This window comes from Flavobacterium sp. LM4 (assembly GCF_002017935.1).
Taxonomy (GTDB): Bacteria; Bacteroidota; Bacteroidia; order Flavobacteriales; family Flavobacteriaceae; genus Flavobacterium; species Flavobacterium chungangense.
On the sequence record NZ_MUFW01000001.1, the window covers coordinates 3,183,771 to 3,202,642 of the forward strand.

The 18,872-nt window shown below is 32.7% G+C and carries 19 protein-coding genes; 3 read left to right on the forward strand and 16 right to left on the reverse strand.

Going from position 1 to position 18,872, the window contains the following annotated elements; all coding sequences use genetic code 11:
• Positions 1–169 precede the first annotated feature (169 nt).
• Positions 170–1,642, forward strand: a complete 1,473-nt coding sequence (gene guaB, locus BXU10_RS13980) for an IMP dehydrogenase (RefSeq protein WP_031453771.1) — start codon at positions 170–172, stop codon at positions 1,640–1,642.
• Between the two features lie 56 nt (positions 1,643–1,698).
• On the opposite strand, the gene BXU10_RS13985 is transcribed toward guaB, so the two are convergent.
• The 16 genes from BXU10_RS13985 to BXU10_RS14060 form a co-directional block, all read right to left on the reverse strand.
• Positions 1,699–2,202, reverse strand: coding sequence for a hypothetical protein (locus BXU10_RS13985; RefSeq protein WP_078227834.1), 504 nt, complete (start codon positions 2,200–2,202; stop codon positions 1,699–1,701).
• 117 nt (positions 2,203–2,319) lie between these two features.
• Positions 2,320–3,201, reverse strand: coding sequence for a L,D-transpeptidase (locus BXU10_RS13990; RefSeq protein WP_078227835.1), 882 nt, complete (start codon positions 3,199–3,201; stop codon positions 2,320–2,322).
• Between the two features lie 275 nt (positions 3,202–3,476).
• Positions 3,477–4,421 (reverse strand): alpha/beta hydrolase, encoded by a 945-nt coding sequence (locus BXU10_RS13995; protein ID WP_078227836.1) that lies wholly within the window; start codon positions 4,419–4,421, stop codon positions 3,477–3,479.
• 58 nt (positions 4,422–4,479) lie between these two features.
• Positions 4,480–5,061 carry an NUDIX domain-containing protein gene (locus tag BXU10_RS14000; RefSeq protein ID WP_078227837.1) on the reverse strand — a complete coding sequence of 194 codons (582 nt, stop codon included), beginning with the start codon at positions 5,059–5,061 and terminating at the stop codon, positions 4,480–4,482.
• A gap of 56 nt (positions 5,062–5,117) precedes the next feature.
• A complete protein-coding gene (locus BXU10_RS14005; protein WP_078227838.1) occupies positions 5,118–6,389 on the reverse strand; it encodes an adenylosuccinate synthase in 1,272 nt (423 codons plus the stop codon).
• A gap of 94 nt (positions 6,390–6,483) precedes the next feature.
• Complete coding sequence (locus tag BXU10_RS14010) at positions 6,484–6,942, reverse strand: Fur family transcriptional regulator (protein ID WP_031453777.1); 459 nt, start codon at positions 6,940–6,942, stop codon at positions 6,484–6,486.
• Between the two features lie 88 nt (positions 6,943–7,030).
• A complete protein-coding gene (locus tag BXU10_RS14015; protein WP_078227839.1) occupies positions 7,031–9,250 on the reverse strand; it encodes a bifunctional (p)ppGpp synthetase/guanosine-3',5'-bis(diphosphate) 3'-pyrophosphohydrolase in 2,220 nt (739 codons plus the stop codon).
• A gap of 231 nt (positions 9,251–9,481) precedes the next feature.
• Positions 9,482–10,270: an RNA methyltransferase gene (locus BXU10_RS14020; protein WP_078227840.1), complete on the reverse strand. Its 789-nt coding sequence runs from the start codon at positions 10,268–10,270 to the stop codon at positions 9,482–9,484.
• Positions 10,271–10,410: 140 nt separating this feature from the next.
• Positions 10,411–10,596: a hypothetical protein gene (locus tag BXU10_RS14025; protein ID WP_078227841.1), complete on the reverse strand. Its 186-nt coding sequence runs from the start codon at positions 10,594–10,596 to the stop codon at positions 10,411–10,413.
• Entirely contained in the window at positions 10,596–11,354 is a 759-nt protein-coding gene (locus BXU10_RS14030) for a hypothetical protein (RefSeq protein WP_078227842.1), read from the reverse strand. Before BXU10_RS14030 ends, BXU10_RS14025 begins: the two co-directional genes overlap by 1 nt.
• Positions 11,355–11,380: 26 nt before the next feature.
• Positions 11,381–12,712 carry a DUF58 domain-containing protein gene (locus BXU10_RS14035; RefSeq protein ID WP_031453781.1) on the reverse strand — a complete coding sequence of 444 codons (1,332 nt, stop codon included), beginning with the start codon at positions 12,710–12,712 and terminating at the stop codon, positions 11,381–11,383.
• A 10-nt stretch (positions 12,713–12,722) separates the two neighbouring features.
• On the reverse strand, positions 12,723–13,349 hold the full coding sequence (locus BXU10_RS14040) for a hypothetical protein (RefSeq protein ID WP_123922000.1): 627 nt from the start codon (positions 13,347–13,349) through the stop codon (positions 12,723–12,725).
• A gap of 21 nt (positions 13,350–13,370) precedes the next feature.
• Positions 13,371–14,384, reverse strand: a complete 1,014-nt coding sequence (locus BXU10_RS14045; RefSeq protein ID WP_078227844.1) for a MoxR family ATPase — start codon at positions 14,382–14,384, stop codon at positions 13,371–13,373.
• A 43-nt stretch (positions 14,385–14,427) separates the two neighbouring features.
• The gene (locus BXU10_RS14050; RefSeq protein ID WP_078227845.1) at positions 14,428–15,636 is read right to left on the reverse strand and encodes a DUF4350 domain-containing protein; all 1,209 of its coding nucleotides are present in this window, start codon (positions 15,634–15,636) and stop codon (positions 14,428–14,430) included.
• The gene (locus BXU10_RS14055) at positions 15,629–16,402 is read right to left on the reverse strand and encodes a DUF4129 domain-containing protein (protein WP_078227846.1); all 774 of its coding nucleotides are present in this window, start codon (positions 16,400–16,402) and stop codon (positions 15,629–15,631) included. The genes BXU10_RS14050 and BXU10_RS14055 overlap by 8 nt, the downstream gene beginning before the upstream one ends.
• A 12-nt stretch (positions 16,403–16,414) precedes the next feature.
• Entirely contained in the window at positions 16,415–17,395 is a 981-nt protein-coding gene (locus tag BXU10_RS14060; RefSeq protein ID WP_078227847.1) for a stage II sporulation protein M, read from the reverse strand.
• A gap of 20 nt (positions 17,396–17,415) precedes the next feature.
• On the opposite strand from BXU10_RS14060, the gene BXU10_RS14065 reads away from it, so the two are divergent.
• Together BXU10_RS14065 and BXU10_RS14070 are read left to right on the forward strand one after the other, a co-directional pair.
• Positions 17,416–18,162, forward strand: a complete 747-nt coding sequence (locus BXU10_RS14065) for an RDD family protein (protein ID WP_078227848.1) — start codon at positions 17,416–17,418, stop codon at positions 18,160–18,162.
• A 100-nt stretch (positions 18,163–18,262) separates the two neighbouring features.
• Positions 18,263–18,865 carry a trimeric intracellular cation channel family protein gene (locus BXU10_RS14070; RefSeq protein ID WP_031453788.1) on the forward strand — a complete coding sequence of 201 codons (603 nt, stop codon included), beginning with the start codon at positions 18,263–18,265 and terminating at the stop codon, positions 18,863–18,865.
• Positions 18,866–18,872: the final 7 nt, after the last annotated feature.

Below are 18,872 nucleotides of genomic sequence, written 5' to 3' on the forward strand. Positions count from 1 at the left end.
AAAGCCAGGAAAAAAAAGTGCTTTTACCTTTCGTGGCTTTCCATTTCGATCCGGGCTGGGGCAGTAAGGTAATGATTTCTTTTAGAGTCAAAAAAAATCTGAATAAGTTAATGAACAAGTTTCTAATTTATTCACTATATTTGCACGCAATTCAACTACAAATTGCAAAATGATAGCACACAACTCCAAGATCATCGGCGAAGGTTTAACTTACGATGATGTATTATTAGTACCAAACTACTCGAATGTGCTTCCACGCGAAGTGAGTATCAAATCAAAATTCTCAAGAAACATAACATTAAACGTTCCAATCGTATCTGCTGCTATGGATACAGTGACCGAAAGTGCAATGGCAATCGCTATGGCACAAGAGGGTGGAATTGGAGTTTTACATAAAAATATGACCATCGAACAGCAAGCGGCGAAGGTTAGAAAAGTGAAGCGTGCTGAGGCCGGAATGATTTTAGATCCGGTAACATTGCCAATGACTTCTACAATTGCCGATGCAAAAGCTGCTATGAAAGAATTTGGCATTGGGGGGATTCCAATAGTAGACGAAAACAGAATCTTAAAAGGAATTGTTACAAATCGGGATTTACGTTTCGAAAAAAACGGTGCAAGGCCAATCGCTGAGGTGATGACAAGTTCGAACCTTGTTACTGTTGCCGAAGGAACTTCGTTAGAGCAGGCTGAAGTTGTTTTGCAAGGTCACAAAATCGAAAAATTACCAGTTGTAAACGCTAAAAATGAATTAGTTGGTTTAATTACTTTTAGAGATATTACGAAACTGACTCAAAAACCAATTGCTAACAAAGATGTTTTTGGGCGTTTAAGAGTGGCTGCAGCTATTGGAGTTACAGGTGATGCGGTTCAAAGAGCTGAAGCATTAGTTGCTGCAGGAGTAGATGCTATTATTATAGATACTGCCCACGGACATACTGAAGGTGTGGTAAATACATTGAAAGAAATAAAAGCAAAATTTCCACAGATAGATGTTATTGTTGGAAACATCGCAACCCCTGAAGCTGCTAAATATCTTGTAGAAAATGGCGCAGACGGTGTAAAAGTAGGAATCGGACCAGGTTCTATTTGTACTACCCGTATCGTTGCAGGTGTTGGTTTTCCTCAATTTTCAGCTGTTCTTGAAGTTGCAGCGGCAATAAAAGGCACAGGAGTTCCGGTTATTGCAGATGGTGGAATTCGTTACACAGGAGATATTCCTAAAGCAATTGCTGCAGGTGCTGACTGTGTAATGTTAGGTTCATTGTTAGCAGGAACAAAAGAATCACCGGGGGAAACGATTATTTTCGAGGGAAGAAAATTCAAATCTTACCGTGGAATGGGGTCTGTTGAAGCCATGCAGACTGGTTCTAAAGATCGTTATTTTCAGGATGTTGAAGATGATGTAAAAAAATTAGTTCCGGAAGGAATTGTAGGTCGCGTTCCTTATAAAGGTGAGTTAAACGAAAGTATGCTTCAGTTTATAGGAGGTCTTCGTGCCGGAATGGGATATTGCGGCTCTAAAGATATTCCTACTTTACAAGAAACAGGACGTTTTGTTAGAATTACGTCAAGCGGAATTACAGAAAGTCACCCGCACAACGTTACCATTACAAAAGAAGCTCCAAATTATTCAAGATAATTTTTACTTTTTCATATTAAAAAAGGCATAAGATTTTAATTCTTATGCCTTTTTCTTTAGTTGATTGCAGAAATCCCATTATTTAATTCATCAATAATACTTTGATTTTTCTCTATTGCTTCAGCCTGAGCTCCATATTGGATTTGTACTGAACCGCCTTTTCCATTGTAAATAAAACCTTGGTATTTATATAAATAACTGTTGTAGTTTAATTCACAGGTAAAATAATTTACTTCAAGATTATTTATTGTTTTTTTATAAATTTTTAAATTTTTGATTTTTCCGAACTCTTTATACTCATCTTCAATTGTACTTTTAAGTTTGTTGTCAGAAATAAAATAATCATATTCAATAAAATAGGCATTTATCAAGTTGTATTTATCATGAAATTCTACATCCCAATTTTGAGATTCAGGATTTTTTATCCAATGATCAGGATTGTATTTTATTTGATAAAGTTCTTTTCGGCTGGTATAAGTTTCTGTTTTTGAATTTGTTTTAGCTTGTCCAAATGAAAAAACGCTTGACATTAGAAATAGAAAGATTAATTTTTGAGACATTTTATATTTAAAATTTTAGATTATTAAACGAGAATAGTAAATTAAAATAACTCAGTGAAAATACAAATAAATAGTAATGGTTACTTTTCTAAAGGGAATCTTTTTAATAAAACACATCTAAAGAGAAGTTGTTTTCTTTTCCGTTTCCCTTAACGTTTGGTTTTCTAAAATCTTTGTGATGAATGGTTTCGTATGAATTTCAATTTCAGCTTCTGAAATATTTAAAGCTTTTGGATCAGATGCTAATTGCAGCCAAGGTTTTGGGCTGCCAAAATTATAACTTCCGAAAACAATTACAGGAGTTCCTTTTACTTTTACGTTCTCTTTGTCTTTTAAAATCCATTCATCAGCGAATTTATAAAGATATTTGGCATCTTTTTCCAGTAATCTCAAGCATGAATGCGAGGCTGGATAACCCGGTAATTCGTATTGGTGAAAACCAACGCCAAGTTTGTTTTCGATATTGAAATTCCATTTTAAGTCCCATTCGTCATTGAAGGTGCTGGTTGTTTGCTCGGCTTTCCAATTGGTAAAAAATAATCCGGTTGGAGTAGGATCATTTTTTCTTCCCATATTTGTTGGGCCCGTATGTACTAATTCACCATTTGCATAAGCTGCAAAAGTTTGCGTAGGATATGAAAAAATAATAATTTTAGAAATTCCTTCCAGAGCCTTAACATGTAAGGGGAATGGAAGATAGTAAACCAAATCGCCACTAAAATCTACCGGAACCACTACAGAATCTAATTTTTTAAAATTAGTTTTGTCAGTTCTGTTTAAAGCATACAGAATATTCATTTTACTACTGTCGGCTTCATTGTTTTTAAGCCATTCTTTTGTGTTTTGAAGTAGGTAAGAAACAGATTTTGGTTTCTTGTATTCAATTGTTTTTTTGGGTTTTTTATTTTCTGTAATTGTGACTGTGTCACTTTTTTTGCAAGAAACCAATAAAGTTAACAATAATAATAGGGCATTTGCTGCGTAATATAATTTTTTCATAGGTCGTAATTTTAGATAATTAAAATTACAAATACAGACCGGAATGCAGCTTACATAATTTTTAGGATAGTTTATTTGATTTTCATTATTATTCTGTTATTTCAAATTTTACGGGAAAGAACTTCCGGTACAGAAGTTTTCCATAAATAAAGGATCATCATTAATATTAAGCTTAATATAGCTTTAATCAATTTAAATTTTTGCAGTATAAAATATTCAGAATAAAGATAAAATCAATTTGAATCGCTTCGTTTTTATAGTGTTGAATAATTAATTTATCGTTTTTTTAAAAATTCGTTGATATTTTGTATCCACTCAACTTTATTTTTAATCAAATAATTTTCATGTCCTGTATTTTTGTAAATAGTGAGCTTTTTAGAGCCTTTTAGGTTGGTGTAAATTTCATCTATTTCTTTTCGGCTTACGCTTTTATCTTTTTCCCCATACAATAATAAGGTTGGGCAAGTGATGCTTTTTGCATACGTTGTTGGATTGTGTGCAAACCCCCAAAATCCATTTTGTAAACCTCCCCAAAAAAGTAATATTCTGGGTATAAGGAAAGTTGGTGCGTTTACTCTCTTAAATCTCGCAAGGACAGTTTTGTACATCGAGCCAAATGGACATTCGAGTATGATTCCTTTTGGTTTTATCCGGTCATCATTAATAGATTTCATTATAGCGACAGCTCCCATAGAAGTACCAAACAAGAAAATGTTTTTTTCTCCGGCTTGTTTTATATAATCAAAGGCAGTTTTAACTTGTTCTGATTCTTTATAACCAATTGTGGTTTGGTTTCCTTCGGAATTTCCGCTTCCCATAAAGTCAACCAGCATTGTACTAAAACCTAATTTTATAAATTCATCTGATTTTTCAATCAGTTGCGATTTTTCGCCGCCATAACCGTGAAATAATATGACTGTTCCTTTTGAGTTTTCAATTTTAATTAACCAGCATTCAATCTCCTTGTTACTTTTTAGCTTTATAGTTTGGTACTTTTGGGATGGAAATTTTTTATTCTTGGGTTTTGGATTATTAACCCCAAAAAATACAACTTTAGCTTTGTCAAGTGAAGACAGTTCTTCTGGGCTCTTCGTTTTTTCAGCCTGGCTGTTCGAAAAGTGAGTAAATTTATAAGCATGAAAAAAAGCAATACTATTTATTATTATAAAAATAGCGAATAGTATTTTAAGAATTTTAGTTACGTATTTAGGTAATTTCATTTAGAATTTTTATCTTAATTTGTGTTATCTAAAAATAATATATTCTAAATCAAAAAGTTTAAATCAATCCTTTTATTTTTGCATACTGTAATAACATAATAGTTTTTGCATCTGAAATCTCACCAGATTCAATCATCGCATAAGCTTCTTCAAACGTATATTCAAAGACTTCAATATTTTCCTGTTCAGCATCTAAACCGCCACCTTCGCTTACTTTCATGCTTTCATCATATTCACCAACAAAAAGATATAGAATTTCTGTAACAGCGCCTGGAGACATGTAGGTTTCTAAAACTTTTTGAACTTTAGAAATACGATAACCTGTTTCTTCTTCTGTCTCACGAATAATTGCATTTTCGGGATTATCCTGATCCAAAAGTCCGGCACATACCTCGATCATCATACCGTCCTTATTTCCGTTAAGGAAAGTAGGTAAACGAAACTGACGAGTTAAAATGACTGTTTTTTTTGTCGAATTATATAATAAAATTCCAGCGCCATTCCCACGGTCATAAACCTCTCGCGTATGTATTTCATGTACTCCGTTTTCTTTTTTGTAGTCAAAAGTAACCCGATTTAAGATGTACCAATTGTCTGAGAGTAATTTAGTTTCTTTAATTTGAACTTCTGGATTTTTCATAAATGAAATAATTTGTTGTATAAAAAAACGCTCTGATTATCAGAGCGTTTAAAATATTATTTTGTTATTGTTTGCTTTCTGTCTGGTCCAACAGATACAATTTTGATTGGCACTTCAATTTCTTTTTCAATAAACTCAATGTATTCTTTTAGCTCAACAGGCAATTGATCGTAAGTTGTCAATCCTGTTAGGTCAGCTTTCCATCCTTTAAATTCTTTGTAAACCGGAGTTACATTTTCCGGTTCAATATTATAAGGAAAGTGAGAAATGTTTTGCCCTTTATAATTGTATTCAGTACAAACTTTAAGAGTTTCAAAACCAGAAAGTACATCGCCTTTCATCATCATTAACTGCGTAACTCCGTTAACCTGAACAGCATATTTTAATGCGACTAAGTCTAACCATCCACAACGTCTTTGTCTTCCTGTGACAGAACCAAATTCGTTACCAACTCTTGCCATTGTAGCACCAACTTCGTCAAAAAGTTCAGTTGGGAAAGGTCCGCTGCCAACACGTGTAACATAAGCTTTGAAAATTCCGTAAACTTCTTTGATTTTGTTAGGAGCAATTCCTAAACCTGTACAAGCTCCTGCAGCCGTTGTGTTTGATGAAGTTACGAATGGATAAGTTCCAAAATCTACATCTAACAATGATCCCTGGGCACCTTCGCAAAGAATAGATTTACCAGCTTTTTGAGCCTGATGCATGTATTCCTCGCTGTCAATGAAATCTAATTTTTTTAATTCTTCGATAGCTTCAAAGAATTCTTTTTCTAATTCAGCTAAATTATATTGAATGGCAACGTCGTAAAAAGCAATCATTGCCTCATGTTTGTCTGCCAATGCTCTGTAACGTTCTTTGAAATCTTCTAGTTCTATATCTCCAACACGTAAACCATTTCTTCCTGTTTTATCCATGTAAGTTGGTCCAATTCCTTTAAGCGTAGAACCAATTTTTGCTTTACCTTTTGATGCTTCAGAAGCTGCGTCAAGTAAACGGTGAGTAGGTAAAATTAAATGTGCTTTTCTTGAAATGATTAATTTGCTTTTGATATCAAGGTTAAATTTCTCTAAACCTTCAATTTCTTTTTGAAAAACTACCGGATCGATTACAACTCCATTTCCGATGATATTTACTGAATCTTTATGAAAAATTCCTGAAGGAATGGTTCTAAGTACGTGTTTAATTCCGTCAAACTCTAATGTATGTCCTGCGTTTGGTCCTCCTTGAAAACGTGCGATAATATCATAATTTGAGGTAAGTACATCAACAATTTTTCCTTTACCTTCATCTCCCCATTGTAATCCTAGTAATAAATCTACGGTCATTCTTTTTTAATTTGCGTTGGGACAAGCTGAGTCGTCCTACTGATTAATGTAGTTAATTTTCTTTTTTTATTTTTTGAATAATTCCCTTTCCGGATTATTGATTTTGTTTTTTGTTTCCGTAGAAATACAATGAATGATTAGTAATCTCAATGTCAAATATTTCTTCGATTGTTTTTTTGATGGTTTGAATTCTTGGATCACAAAATTCAATTACTTCTCCGGAATCAGTCATGATAATGTGATCGTGCTGTTTGTCGAAATAAGATTTCTCGTAATAAGCCTGATTTTGCCCAAATTGATGTTTTCTAACCAAAGCGCAGTCTAATAATAGCTCAATCGTGTTGTACAAAGTTGCTCTACTTACACGATAGTTTTTATTTTTCATTTTGATATAAAGGTTTTCTATATCAAAATGCTCTTCGCTGTCGTAAATTTCCTGAAGTATAGCATAACGCTCAGGAGTTTTTCGATGCCCTTTTTGTTCAAGATACATTGTAAAAACATTTTTTACAATTTCTTGATTCTTAGTGTTGTCAGTTGAAATGAGTGTCATATCCTGCAAAGATAATTTTTTATTTTTAATGAATAAAAGTTTCGGGTTTAAAGTTTCGTTACAAAACCCTTAGAGATAGGTTAAAAAGTTAGGTTCTGTATTCTCTGGTTACTTTATCTACACCGTCAATTTTCTTAATTGCACTGATCATTTTCTTCAAAATAGTATTGTTTTTTACAATTACAGCAACCTGGCCATGAAAAATTCCGGCATCAGTACTAAGCGAAATACTCTGAATATTCACGCTCATATTATTCGAAATTACTTTAGTAAGCTGATTTGTTAAACCCAAAACATCCATACCTGTAATATTGATAATGGCTTTAAATTCTTCCTGAGAAGAGTCTATCCATTTTGCGCTCATGATCCGATAAGCATAATTTGACTGCATTCCGATAGCATTAGGGCAATCTTTTTTATGTACTTTGATTCCTTCATTTATCGTGACAAAACCAAAAACATCATCGCCGGGAATTGGGTTACAGCATTGCGAAAGTTTGTAGTCTAGTTTGTCATGTTCGGTTCCAAAAACCAGCATGTCATAATTACTGCTAATGACTGGCTTATGAATATCTTCGGCAGCCGTATCTTTATTTCTTTTGATTTTATTTTTAAAGAAATTGATAATCGTATTACTCTTTTGTGCCGCGTAATCTTTTAACTGTTGATTTTCAATGGCACCAATTCCAACACGATAAAATAAATCTAAGCTTGTTTTAAGTCTGAAAAAATTAACTAATTCGTTTGTAACCTGTTCATTAAGAGTGATTTTTAAGTGCTTTAGTTTTCGGGTAAGTAATTCTTTTCCTTCTTCGGCAATTTTTTTCGTATTCTCGTTTAGAACATTTTTAATTTTATTCTTCGCTCTTGAAGTTGTTACATAATCTAACCAGTTTATAGTTGGTTTTTGATTTGCTGAAGTAATGACTTCAACCTGATCACCACTTTTTAGTTCGTGATTTAAAGGAACTAAACGGCCATTTACACGGGTTCCTCTTGTTTTGATTCCAATTTCAGAGTGGATGCTAAAAGCAAAATCCAGAGAAGTTGCCCCCTTAGGTAATGATTTGATTTCTCCTTTTGGGGTAAAGACAAAAATTTCCTGTGAATACAGGTTCATTTTAAAATCTTCCACAAAATCTACTGCATTAGTTTCGGGATTTTCCAAAGCTTCACGAAGTAAATTCAGCCAGACATCCAGGCCGCTTTCTTCAGATGCACCGTTTTTGTATTTGTAATGTGCAGCATATCCTTTTTCGGCAATTTCATCCATACGTTCACTTCGTACCTGAACTTCAACCCAACGGCCTTTTGGTCCCATAACGGTAATGTGCAAAGCTTCGTAACCGGTTGATTTTGGTGATGATATCCAATCACGTAAACGACTCGGGCTGGGTCTGTAATGATCTGTTACGATGGAATAGATTTTCCAGGCAATAAATTTTTCGTCGTGAGAATCGCATTTATATACAATTCTAAGCGCAAACTTGTCATAAACTTCATCAAAACTCACATTTTGAGAACGCATTTTGCGACGAATCGAATAAATTGATTTTGGTCTTCCTTTTATAATATAATCGATATTTTCTGCATCCAAAGATTTTTTTAAGACATCCGAAATATCTTTAATATAGGCATCTTGTTCTTCTTTAGTTTCTCTTATTTTACTTACGATATCTTCGTAAACAGCAGGTTCAGTATATTTTAAACCTAAATCTTCAAGTTTGGTTTTAATATTATAAAGTCCCAAACGATGTGCGAGAGGGGCATAAATGTATAAAGTTTCAGAAGCAATTTTGGTCTGTTTGTACTCAACCATTGACTCCATAGTCTGCATGTTGTGAAGACGATCGGCCAGTTTAATCAAAATAACACGTACATCATCGTTCAGGGTCAGAATCATTTTACGGAAATTCTCTGCCTGCATAGAAGCATTCAGATCTTTTTGAACCATCGAAATTTTGGTTAGTCCTTCGACCAATTGTGCTACTTTCGGGTTGAATAAACGTTCAATGTCTTCAACTGTTATTGGCGTATCTTCGACAACATCGTGCAATAAGGCCGCAGCAATAGAAGTGGCTCCCAGACCAATTTCTGATGCTACAATTTTTGCAACTGCAATAGGATGAAAGATATACGCTTCACCTGACTTACGTCTTTGTTCCTTATGGGCATCAACAGCTACATCAAAAGCTTTCCGAATTAGTTTTTTATCTGTAGGGGTTAAAGTCTGATAACTGATTCGAAGTAATTCTTTGTACTCTTGTGCAATTGCTTTGTTTTCTTTTTCAATATCTATTTCTGTCATAACGGCATGGTTCAATTCTTAAAAATAAGGATTTGTTTGAATATACGCAAGGGAATGGATTGCTGATTTTGGATTTTAAACTTTAAGTTTTGGAAGGTAAATTAAATGTAAATCGAGCGGAGTCAGTGATGTCAATTCGCTTAGTTTTATTCTGAAAGTTTTTAAAAATATAATAAAATGGCATGGAAACAGCAAAAAGAAAGTCACAGACTTTTAATTTTCAACTAACGACTAAAACCCTCTCTGTCTTTTAGCTTCAAAAATTAAAATAGCAGCAGCTACCGAAACATTCATACTGTCAATTTCTCCCTGCATCGGGATGATGATATTTTGAGTTGCAGCATCACGCCATTCCTGAGTTAGTCCTGTGGCTTCTGTACCTACAACCAAAGCAGTTGGAGTGGTAAAATCCTGTGTATGATAGGAGGTTGAATTTTGTAATGTAGCACAATAAAAATCGATTTTTTTCTCTTTTAAAAAAGTAATAATTTCTAAGGTAGTTCCCGTTGCAATCTGATTGGTAAACAAGCAGCCAACGCTGGAACGCACAATATTAGGGTTGTATAAATCGCTTTTTGGATTGGCAATTAAAACAGCATCCAGATTGGCGGCATCGGCAGTACGCAAAAGAGCACCGATATTTCCGGGTTTTTCAGGAGCTTCAGCTACCAGAATCAACGGATTTTCGGATAACTTTAAATCTGATAATTGCAACGATTTGGCTTTGGCTACAGCCAGAATTCCTTCTGTCGTATCCCGATAAGCCAGTTTTTGATATACTTCTTTGTTGATTTCGATTAACTGAACCGATGATGAAACCAGTTTACCAATTTGATTTTCAGTAACCAATTCAGGTAAAAACAAAACAGTTTCTATTTCGTAACCTCCTTTTTGAGCTAATGAAATTTCACGTAATCCTTCAATCAAAAAGGTGCCACTTTGTTTGCGGGCTTTTGCTTTTTCCTGCAATAAAACAAGCGATTTTATAAACGGATTCTGGACTGAAGTAATTTGTTTCATTGTTTTGAGCGACTAAGTTTTTGAGGCGCTAAGTTACTGAGATTTTTTGAAAAAGGTATAAAGATTAAGAGCAGCAGAGTTGCCTATAAACCCGCAAGTTTTTTTTAATTTTAAAGAAATACAATTAATGATTTCTTTAGTTATTCTGTATCATTAAAAGAATTTACTTTATAAATTAAGCGAATTTTTACAGAATCTTTTTTTGAACTTGGATATTTCTCACTATTAACCCTTTGCTCAAATACTTTCATAATATCAAGATCCAGATCATCTTTAACAGCATATGTTATTTCGTTTTTTTTCTTTTTCAACTCAAATTCAATCATTATTTTGCCAGATCGTATGGAATTTTTAAACAGCTCATTAAATATTTTATTTGTTTTTTTATTATCAGTTCAATATCTTCAAAAGAGCTGTTTGCGTTTAATTCCTCATTAGAACTTAAAAGAATAACCTTTTCCAGAGCAGTTTCTTTTATTCCTTTAGAAACAGAATCAATTTCTTTTCCATTTTGATATTTCTTGATATCATTTTTTTGGATGTTATTATCTGGTTTTGGTGCTTCGTCTAGCCAAAGTAATTTTAAATCTTTTTTTAATAAGTTTAAAATATAATTATGTTCTTTAGTCTCAACTATTAACAAAGGTTCATCAATGTCAAATGATATTACAGACCAATAATATTTCAATTCATCTTCATTAGCTTTTCTAATTTTGTAATCATGAGAAACTTCATTCTTAAATTCATCCCATATTATTTTAGAATCATTAATATCCTGACTCATTTTCCCGTCCAGGATTAAATTATCAACATGAAATTGTACTTTCCCTTGCTTTATATTTTGGATTTTTTCATTGTCCTTGAACCTTTTCCACAATTCGGGGCCAATAATAAGATTGTTTTGTAGTATTTTATAATCATTGTTGTCAGATAGGTTATCACTTATTATTTTTTTTGCTTTTTCAACAACCTTAGGGCTAGAATAATTATAAACCACTCCTTTTGGAATTGTTATGGTCTCAGTTTTTTGTGCACGAAATAAAAAGCCTGTAAGAAGAAATAGGGTTAAAAAAATTTTTTCCATTTTTAAATTGATTCGTTAATATAATTCTACAAAATCCCCCTGGATTTAATCTCCAAATATTTATTAATGGCATCCAAAGTCAGATTCTCAGGTTGAGTCAGAACCGAATGGATTCCGTATTTTTTCAGCTCATTGGCAATCAAACGTTTTTCGAACATGAATTTTTCGGCAATTACTTTGTCATAAACTTCCTGAATTGTGTCTGTTTTTTTATTTATAATTTCGTTCAGTTCTGTGTTGCTGAAGAAAACAACCACTAATAAATGACTTTTTGCAATTCCTTTTAAATATGGTAATTGTCTTTTTAACCCGTCCATGGTTTCAAAATTGGTGTACAAAATAATCAGGCTGCGCTGGTTGATGTTTTTCTTAACATCTACATACAAACGGCTGTAATCGCTTTCAAAAAAGTCAGTTTTGATGTTGTATAAAGTTTCGAGAATTTTTTGCATTTGCGAACCTCTCTTTTCTGCAAAAACACGGTTTTCTACTTTTTTAGAGAAGGCAAAAATTCCGGCTTTGTCCTGTTTTTTCAAAATGACATTGGCTAAAACCAAAGTCGAATTAATGGCATAATCCAGCAGACTCAAGCCATTAAAAGGCATTTGCATTACACGGCCTTTGTCAATGGCTAAATATACTGATTGTGATTTTTCGTCCTGAAACTGGTTGACCATTAATGCATTTTTCTTTGCAGTAGCTTTCCAGTTTAAAGTTCGAAGATCATCACCCTGAACATATTCTTTAATTTGCTCAAATTCCATCGTATGGCCAATTCGGCGGATTTTCTTGATTCCGTATTGAAATAGATTATTTGAAAAAGCCAGTAAATCATATTTTCTCAATTGAATATAAGAAGGATACGTTGGTACCATTTTATCTTTATCAAAAGTAAATCTTCTCGAAATTAATTTTAAGGGTGATGAAACGTAAATATTTAAGTTTCCAAAATAATATTCACCACGCTCTGTTGGACGCAAATCGTACCCAATTTTATCCTGGGCAGAAGCTTTAATGGTTTTCACTATTTTAAAATCACGTACCTGAAACTGAAACGGAATCTCGTCAATAACCTTAATTAAAATTGGGAAAGTATAATGATTTTTTATCGAAATGCTTATCGGATTTAAATCGCCATTCGAAAGTTTTTCAGGCATATCTCTTGAAGCTTCAATTCCGGTTTGGGTGATATATAAAATTAAGATATCCAATGCGAGAAAAGTGATCAGTATTAAAATAACAAACCATACTCCGTTGTATAAATTCGGGAAAATGAAAGCACAAACAAATAGTCCGACGATACCCAAAAGCACGTAGAAAAAGAAATTATTGAGATATAGACTTTTTATGAATTTCAAGAAAGTTAATTTAATTAGTTATATAATTTATTTTGATTTCAGACTTTTTAGCTAAGTTCCAATTTACAGTCGGTTGTTTCGTTTTAATAGCATTTATATCTCTTTCATAATTGTCTTTAAGGCTAATTAGAGTATCATTTTTGAGAGCGAATTCATTTAAATTAATTTCACCAATATATGTTATTTGTCCTTTTTTTACCTCAAATGGAATTGAAAAACCACTTATTTGATTGTCTCTAACAGCATATCCCATTCCAACAGTTGCTAATCGAACATTAGAAACTTCATATTTTCCGGGCTTTCTTTTAAAAGCAAAAAGATATGTTCTTCCCTTATTTAGTTCACCACTATGTTTTAATTTCCATGTTTGATCTGGAGAAATTTGCAATTCTCTTGAATTTTCCTTTGATACTTTTTGGATGCTGTCTAATGAATGAAAATAGGTGAAATAACTATTAAATCTTGCTTTTTCTTGTGTAAAGGTTATAGAACCAACAACTATTCCGTCAGAAGAATAGTCTTTATTGAATTGCATTGGTTCTGAACTTAATCCTGAAACAGCACAGCTCGATAAAAGTAATGGTATAATAATAAAAATAGAAAATACTGAAGCAAAACTGAACATGTACTTTTTCATAATTTAGTCTTTGGATAATAATTATCGCGGAATTTCTACTGCTTCAATTATCTGTTTAATGATTTCAGAGCTTGTAATTCCTTCCATTTCACGTTCAGGAGCAACAATTACACGGTGTTGTAAAACTGGTACAGCTGCTTCCTTAATATCTTCAGGAGTTACAAAATCGCGGCCTTTAATTGCGGCGAAACCTTTGGCTGCATTTAGAATTGCGATTGATGCACGAGGAGAAGCTCCTAAATATAAAAAAGCATTTTCGCGGGTATTCACCACAATTCGGGCAATGTATTCCAATAAATTTTGCTCTACCCTGATTTGTTTGATCAAAGTCTGATATGCTTTTATCTCTTCAGATGATAGTATCGTTTTAATGGCTTCCAACTTTCCGTGGTTCTGCAATAAATGTTCTCTCTGGATAATCAGGATTTCTTCGTCTAATTTTGGATAATCAATAGATATCTTGAATAAAAAACGGTCTAATTGTGCTTCAGGTAAACGATAAGTTCCTTCCTGTTCAATTGGGTTTTGTGTAGCGATAACTAAAAATGGAGTTTCAAGCTGAAAGGCTGAACCGTCAATTGTTATTTGGCGTTCTTCCATTACTTCAAAAAGTGCAGCTTGTGTTTTGGCAGGAGCACGGTTAATTTCATCAATTAAAATCAAATTCGAGAAAATCGGGCCTTGCTTGAATTCGAATTCGGAACTTTTTAAATTAAAAATCGATGTTCCTAAAATATCCGAAGGCATTAAATCAGGTGTAAACTGAATTCGACTAAATCCAATGTTAAGCGTTTTCGACAATAATTTGGCTGTAATGGTTTTAGCAACTCCGGGAACACCTTCCAATAAAACGTGTCCGTTTGATAAAATAGCAACTAAAAGCTGATCGATCATTTTATGCTGACCTACAATTACTGTTTCGAGTTCTTTTTTAATGCTGTTAACGTGTTCTAAAAGCGGTGCCAGATTAAGTCTGGTTTCAAAATTTACATTCTCGTTTGTGATTTCGCTTTCTGTTGTATTGATATCGTCCATGTTTGGTATGTTTTTCTTTTGAATGAATTTTTGTTAAAAAATATTAGTGTAAAATTTTCTCGATCGCATTATTAATTCGGATTAAATCTTCTTCGAGACTTCCGTGATAACTTTTTCGATGTTCATTAATTAAAAATATAAGGTCCCGAATATCATTTTCATCTTTTCCAGATTTGTTATGTAATTTTTTAATAAAGTCATCATTGAGATTTGTAGTATCGATTAAATATTCATTTCTGATTTTTTCCAGAAAATAAATAATTTTTTTGTCAATAATATTATCATGATCCCCTTCCTGAAAGTATAAATTTCCAATAGTTTTGGTAAATTCAACAGTTAGGTTAGGCAATGGAGTTAATATGGGAACTATTCTCTGTTTTCGTTTGGCATTAAAAAGGATAAAAATCAATATCCCGATTAAAGATAAATATAAAGCCCATTTTAATGCCGGCTGACTTAAAATATAGCGCAAAGGTGAATCTGAAATTGATTCGCTGTTTTGCCCTTTTGTATACCAATAAACATTTCCTTTTGGAACATAAGAAAGAACCTTTTCAGCATATTGATAATGATTGTCTTTTAATAAGTGAAAGTTAGAAAAAGCAGCAGGCTGAGTATGCAAATAAAAGTAACCGTTTGAATAGGGGACTTTTATAAAATTGATATGTTTTTTATTTTTTGCATTTGCCTGATACCCCAAAACAGTAGTACTTGCAGTATCAATTTTAGAGAAATAATAATTTCCCATTCCTTCAACAAGATGGAATTTTTTTGAGCTTATATTTTTATTGGCCATCCAGATTGAAGTACTGTCAGAATACTGAAAATCGGTTCTGAAATCAATTTTTAAGCTGTCTAAAAGTGGCTGTGGAAAAGTCTTCATACTTAAAAAAACACTATTTCCATGCGATACAAAATAAAAAAGCTCTTTCATGGACTGATCGTCAATCGAAGCAAATTCTGTGATATTTAAAAAAGTTCCTTTTATTTTGTAAGTGCCTACAATGGTATCAGGTACATATTTAGAATCAAGAAATTCATACGGTGTTAATGCTGATATTCGTTCTATTTTTTGTTTTTTTAAAACCCCGTTGATTTCCTTATCGAAAACATATAACCCGAGCGGAATTTTATCATTTACAGAATAGGTGGGAGTCCAGTCAATTTCTTTAGAAGTATCATTACCGGCAATCAAAATTAAGGCAAAAATAAAAACCAGTATAGCGATGTAAATTTTGATGGATTTATTCATGGCTAAAGGTTTTTAAGGATTTCTTGAATTGGTTTTCGGCTTTAATAAAAGCAGCTTCATCAATTTCAAATTCTCCATACCAGATGTAATTATACAAGTATGATAAATAGTTAAATTCTTCTTTGTGAGCAGGTTTTTTAAGTTCGTACAAATAATCTGAATTAGTTTTTTCAATATCCCATTCGATGTAACGATTTCTCGCCATAATCTTTAATAACCAAAGATAATAGTACCGAATCGCAATTCGCTTTTCTCCGGCCTGAATGCTTTCTTTAATAAGTTTTTCGAAATCCAGAAGATGAATGTTTTTTTCAATATCTGAATAATGAATTGTTTTTTGTTTGGCATCTTTACCGAAAATCCATTGGCCTTCTCTGTTAATCAGTGCTTTGACGATTAGATAAATAACGAAAATAATAATCAGGACTGCTATTACTTTTAATAAAACAGCAACAAAATTAAGCGAAGCCTGTGGATTCTTAAAAGTGAACATTCTTCTAAATAAGCTTGCCAGCCATTCTTTGAAATGATCCCACCAATTTTTTTCAGGAGCTTTTGGCTCATATACGAAATCGCTGTCCGAATATTTTTTTTTGAAGTTTTTCTGAAATGTCTGGTTTTTAATAGTATCAGAATCTACATAAATATCAGCTTCGGAATATTTAATAGTATTAACTTTTGGAGGCTCCTGGGTTACCAAAGTATCCTGGGCAGTGGAAACTCCAAAGCAAAAAAGAGAATATAAAACAAGTATAAATTTATTCATTATTGGTTTTCATTAATTCTGTTTAGCAGATGCTTGTTGTATTTTTTTGTGAACAATAAAAGGATAAACCAAATAATAAAATGAGATAATGCTTAAGGTAAAAAGGATTATAAAGCTGCTAAGCCAATTGGGCATATCAATAGAATATCGGGTAATAAAACCTTCCAAAAATCCGGCACTGATGGTAAACGGAAAGGTACTCAGGAATATTTTGAAACTATTTTTAAAACCCATTTTAAAAGAGTTTGCTCTCGAAAAAGTTTTGGGAAATAAAATAGAAGCTCCTAAAATGAATCCGGCAGTGGTTTCGATCACAATGGCAAAAATTTCCATAGAACCATGAATCCAGATTCCGCGAACACTTTTCCAGAAAACATTTTGTTCGTAAAAGAAATACTGAAAAGCACCTAGCATAATACCATTTTGCGAAGAAATGTAAAAAGTTCCCAAACCACCAAAAATACCATAAATATAACATCTTGCACCTACATACAAGTTGTTCATGGTTATGCCAACAAAACTTCCCCAGTTACTGCCTGTTCCGTAAACTGCCATTGGATTGCCTTTTTTAATGTTTTCCAAAGTCATGTTTACGTAACCATCGCCTAAAATCAGCCGGACAAAATCCTGATCATATCTTGCAGAAATTACCCCAATGGCAACAGTTGCAAAAAACAGGGCAAATGCATACAGCAAATATCTTTTGTAGTCATAAACCAATAGTGGGACTTCTGTTTTAAAAAATTCCAGAAATCTGTTTTTTTCTGTTCGTTTGGTTTTGTAAATCTTTTGATAAATCTGTGAAGCAAGGTGATTTAAGTAAATAACAGTTTTACTTTTTGGGTAATAGGTTTGCGCATACGACAGATCATTCATCATTTGAATGTACAAATTAGCTAACTCATCAGGATTTTTTTTAGCTTTACCAAAAATAGCCAGTTCAAATTCCAGCCATTTTTCTTTATTTTGTTTTATGAATGCAACTTCTCTCATTGAGGGCTAAAATATAAAATATGTCAGAATTATCTATAACCACAACACAAAATGTCAAAATAAATTTTAAAGCCGCTTCTCCAGGTGAGCGAATAGGGTCATATTTTATAGATCTGATTATTAAAATAGCTTACTGCTTAGTAGTTTACGGAATTTTTTTTCATTGGCTAAATTTAGAAAAAAAGTTTCCAAATTTGGATGAATGGTCTGTTATGACGATTCTTTTGGTATTTTATTTTCCGGTAATGATATATTCAATTACGCTTGAAAGTGTTTTTGAAGGGCAGACAATAGGAAAAAGATTAAACAAAATTAAAGTTGTGAAAATTGACGGATACCAAGCTGGTTTTGGAGATTATCTAATGCGATGGTTTTTCAGGTTGGTTGATATTACAATTCTTAATGGAATAATAGCTTTAATAGCAGTAGTTTCAAATAAAAAGGGACAGCGATTAGGGGATATGGTTGCAGGAACAGCTGTAATTACTTTAAAAAACAAAATTGATATCAGTCATACCATTTTAGAGGAAATAGCAGAAACTTATGTACCCACTTATCCTTTAGTTATAAAATTATCAGACAATGATATGCGTATTATTAAGGAAACATTTTTAAGGGCAGAAGAAAAAAACGATTACGAAATTATTTATAAACTGGTTCATAAAATAGAAAAGGTTGCAGGAATTAAAAATCAATCTATAGGAGACCCTGCAGATTTTATTCGTACCGTTTTAAAAGATTATAATTTCTATACACAAAACATGTAGGGTGTAAAAGTCAATATCAATGACAATGTCAAATTCAATAAAAAAAGATAGTTTTTGAATCTTATAAACTTAATGATTCAGAACCTTAGAACCTAAAAAAATGTTTCATCTTTTAGATATTATCGGTACAATGGCATTTGCTATGTCAGGTGCTTTAACAGCCATGCATAAAAAACTGGATCCTTTTGGTGTTTTTATAATTGCTTTTGTTACTGCAGTTGGAGGCGGGACGCTGCGTGATGTTCTGATTGGAAGAACTCCGGTAGGATGGATGCTGGATCTGCAATATGTTTATGTGATTATTTTAGGTTTTGGATTTGCAATTCTCTTTAGGAAAAAGTTCGATAAGCTTCGTACCTCATTATTTCTGTTTGATACGATTGGTTTAGGGGTTTTTACTTTAATTGGTCTTGAAAAAGGAATTTCTATTGGACTGCATCCTGTAATTTGTATCGCTTTAGGAACAATGACAGCCTGTTTTGGCGGAGTTATTCGTGATATTTTGTGTACAGAAATCCCAACCATTTTCAGAAGGGAAATTTATGCTACGATTTGTATTTTTGGAGGAATTGTGTTTTTTGCTTTAAGAAGTTTAGAATTAAATGATGATATATTGTATTTGACAACTTCAATTGTTATAATTTCGGTACGTTTAATGGCAGTAAAATTCAAATGGTATTTGCCGGCATTCGATCATAAATAAAAAGTAA

What these genes read in the sequence shown, in the direction of transcription:
- guaB (WP_031453771.1), top strand. Translation starts at nt 170, where the DNA reads ATGATAGCACACAACTCCAAGATCATCGGCGAAGGTTTAACTTACGAT.
- BXU10_RS13985 (WP_078227834.1), bottom strand. Translation starts at nt 2,202, where the DNA reads ATGTCTCAAAAATTAATCTTTCTATTTCTAATGTCAAGCGTTTTTTCA.
- BXU10_RS13990 (WP_078227835.1), bottom strand. Translation starts at nt 3,201, where the DNA reads ATGAAAAAATTATATTACGCAGCAAATGCCCTATTATTATTGTTAACT.
- BXU10_RS13995 (WP_078227836.1), bottom strand. Translation starts at nt 4,421, where the DNA reads ATGAAATTACCTAAATACGTAACTAAAATTCTTAAAATACTATTCGCT.
- BXU10_RS14000 (WP_078227837.1), bottom strand. Translation starts at nt 5,061, where the DNA reads ATGAAAAATCCAGAAGTTCAAATTAAAGAAACTAAATTACTCTCAGAC.
- BXU10_RS14005 (WP_078227838.1), bottom strand. Translation starts at nt 6,389, where the DNA reads ATGACCGTAGATTTATTACTAGGATTACAATGGGGAGATGAAGGTAAA.
- BXU10_RS14010 (WP_031453777.1), bottom strand. Translation starts at nt 6,942, where the DNA reads ATGACACTCATTTCAACTGACAACACTAAGAATCAAGAAATTGTAAAA.
- BXU10_RS14015 (WP_078227839.1), bottom strand. Translation starts at nt 9,250, where the DNA reads ATGACAGAAATAGATATTGAAAAAGAAAACAAAGCAATTGCACAAGAG.
- BXU10_RS14020 (WP_078227840.1), bottom strand. Translation starts at nt 10,270, where the DNA reads ATGAAACAAATTACTTCAGTCCAGAATCCGTTTATAAAATCGCTTGTT.
- BXU10_RS14025 (WP_078227841.1), bottom strand. Translation starts at nt 10,596, where the DNA reads ATGATTGAATTTGAGTTGAAAAAGAAAAAAAACGAAATAACATATGCT.
- BXU10_RS14030 (WP_078227842.1), bottom strand. Translation starts at nt 11,354, where the DNA reads ATGGAAAAAATTTTTTTAACCCTATTTCTTCTTACAGGCTTTTTATTT.
- BXU10_RS14040 (WP_123922000.1), bottom strand. Translation starts at nt 13,349, where the DNA reads ATGAAAAAGTACATGTTCAGTTTTGCTTCAGTATTTTCTATTTTTATT.
- BXU10_RS14045 (WP_078227844.1), bottom strand. Translation starts at nt 14,384, where the DNA reads ATGGACGATATCAATACAACAGAAAGCGAAATCACAAACGAGAATGTA.
- BXU10_RS14050 (WP_078227845.1), bottom strand. Translation starts at nt 15,636, where the DNA reads ATGAATAAATCCATCAAAATTTACATCGCTATACTGGTTTTTATTTTT.
- BXU10_RS14055 (WP_078227846.1), bottom strand. Translation starts at nt 16,402, where the DNA reads ATGAATAAATTTATACTTGTTTTATATTCTCTTTTTTGCTTTGGAGTT.
- BXU10_RS14060 (WP_078227847.1), bottom strand. Translation starts at nt 17,395, where the DNA reads ATGAGAGAAGTTGCATTCATAAAACAAAATAAAGAAAAATGGCTGGAA.
- BXU10_RS14065 (WP_078227848.1), top strand. Translation starts at nt 17,416, where the DNA reads ATGTCAGAATTATCTATAACCACAACACAAAATGTCAAAATAAATTTT.
- BXU10_RS14070 (WP_031453788.1), top strand. Translation starts at nt 18,263, where the DNA reads ATGTTTCATCTTTTAGATATTATCGGTACAATGGCATTTGCTATGTCA.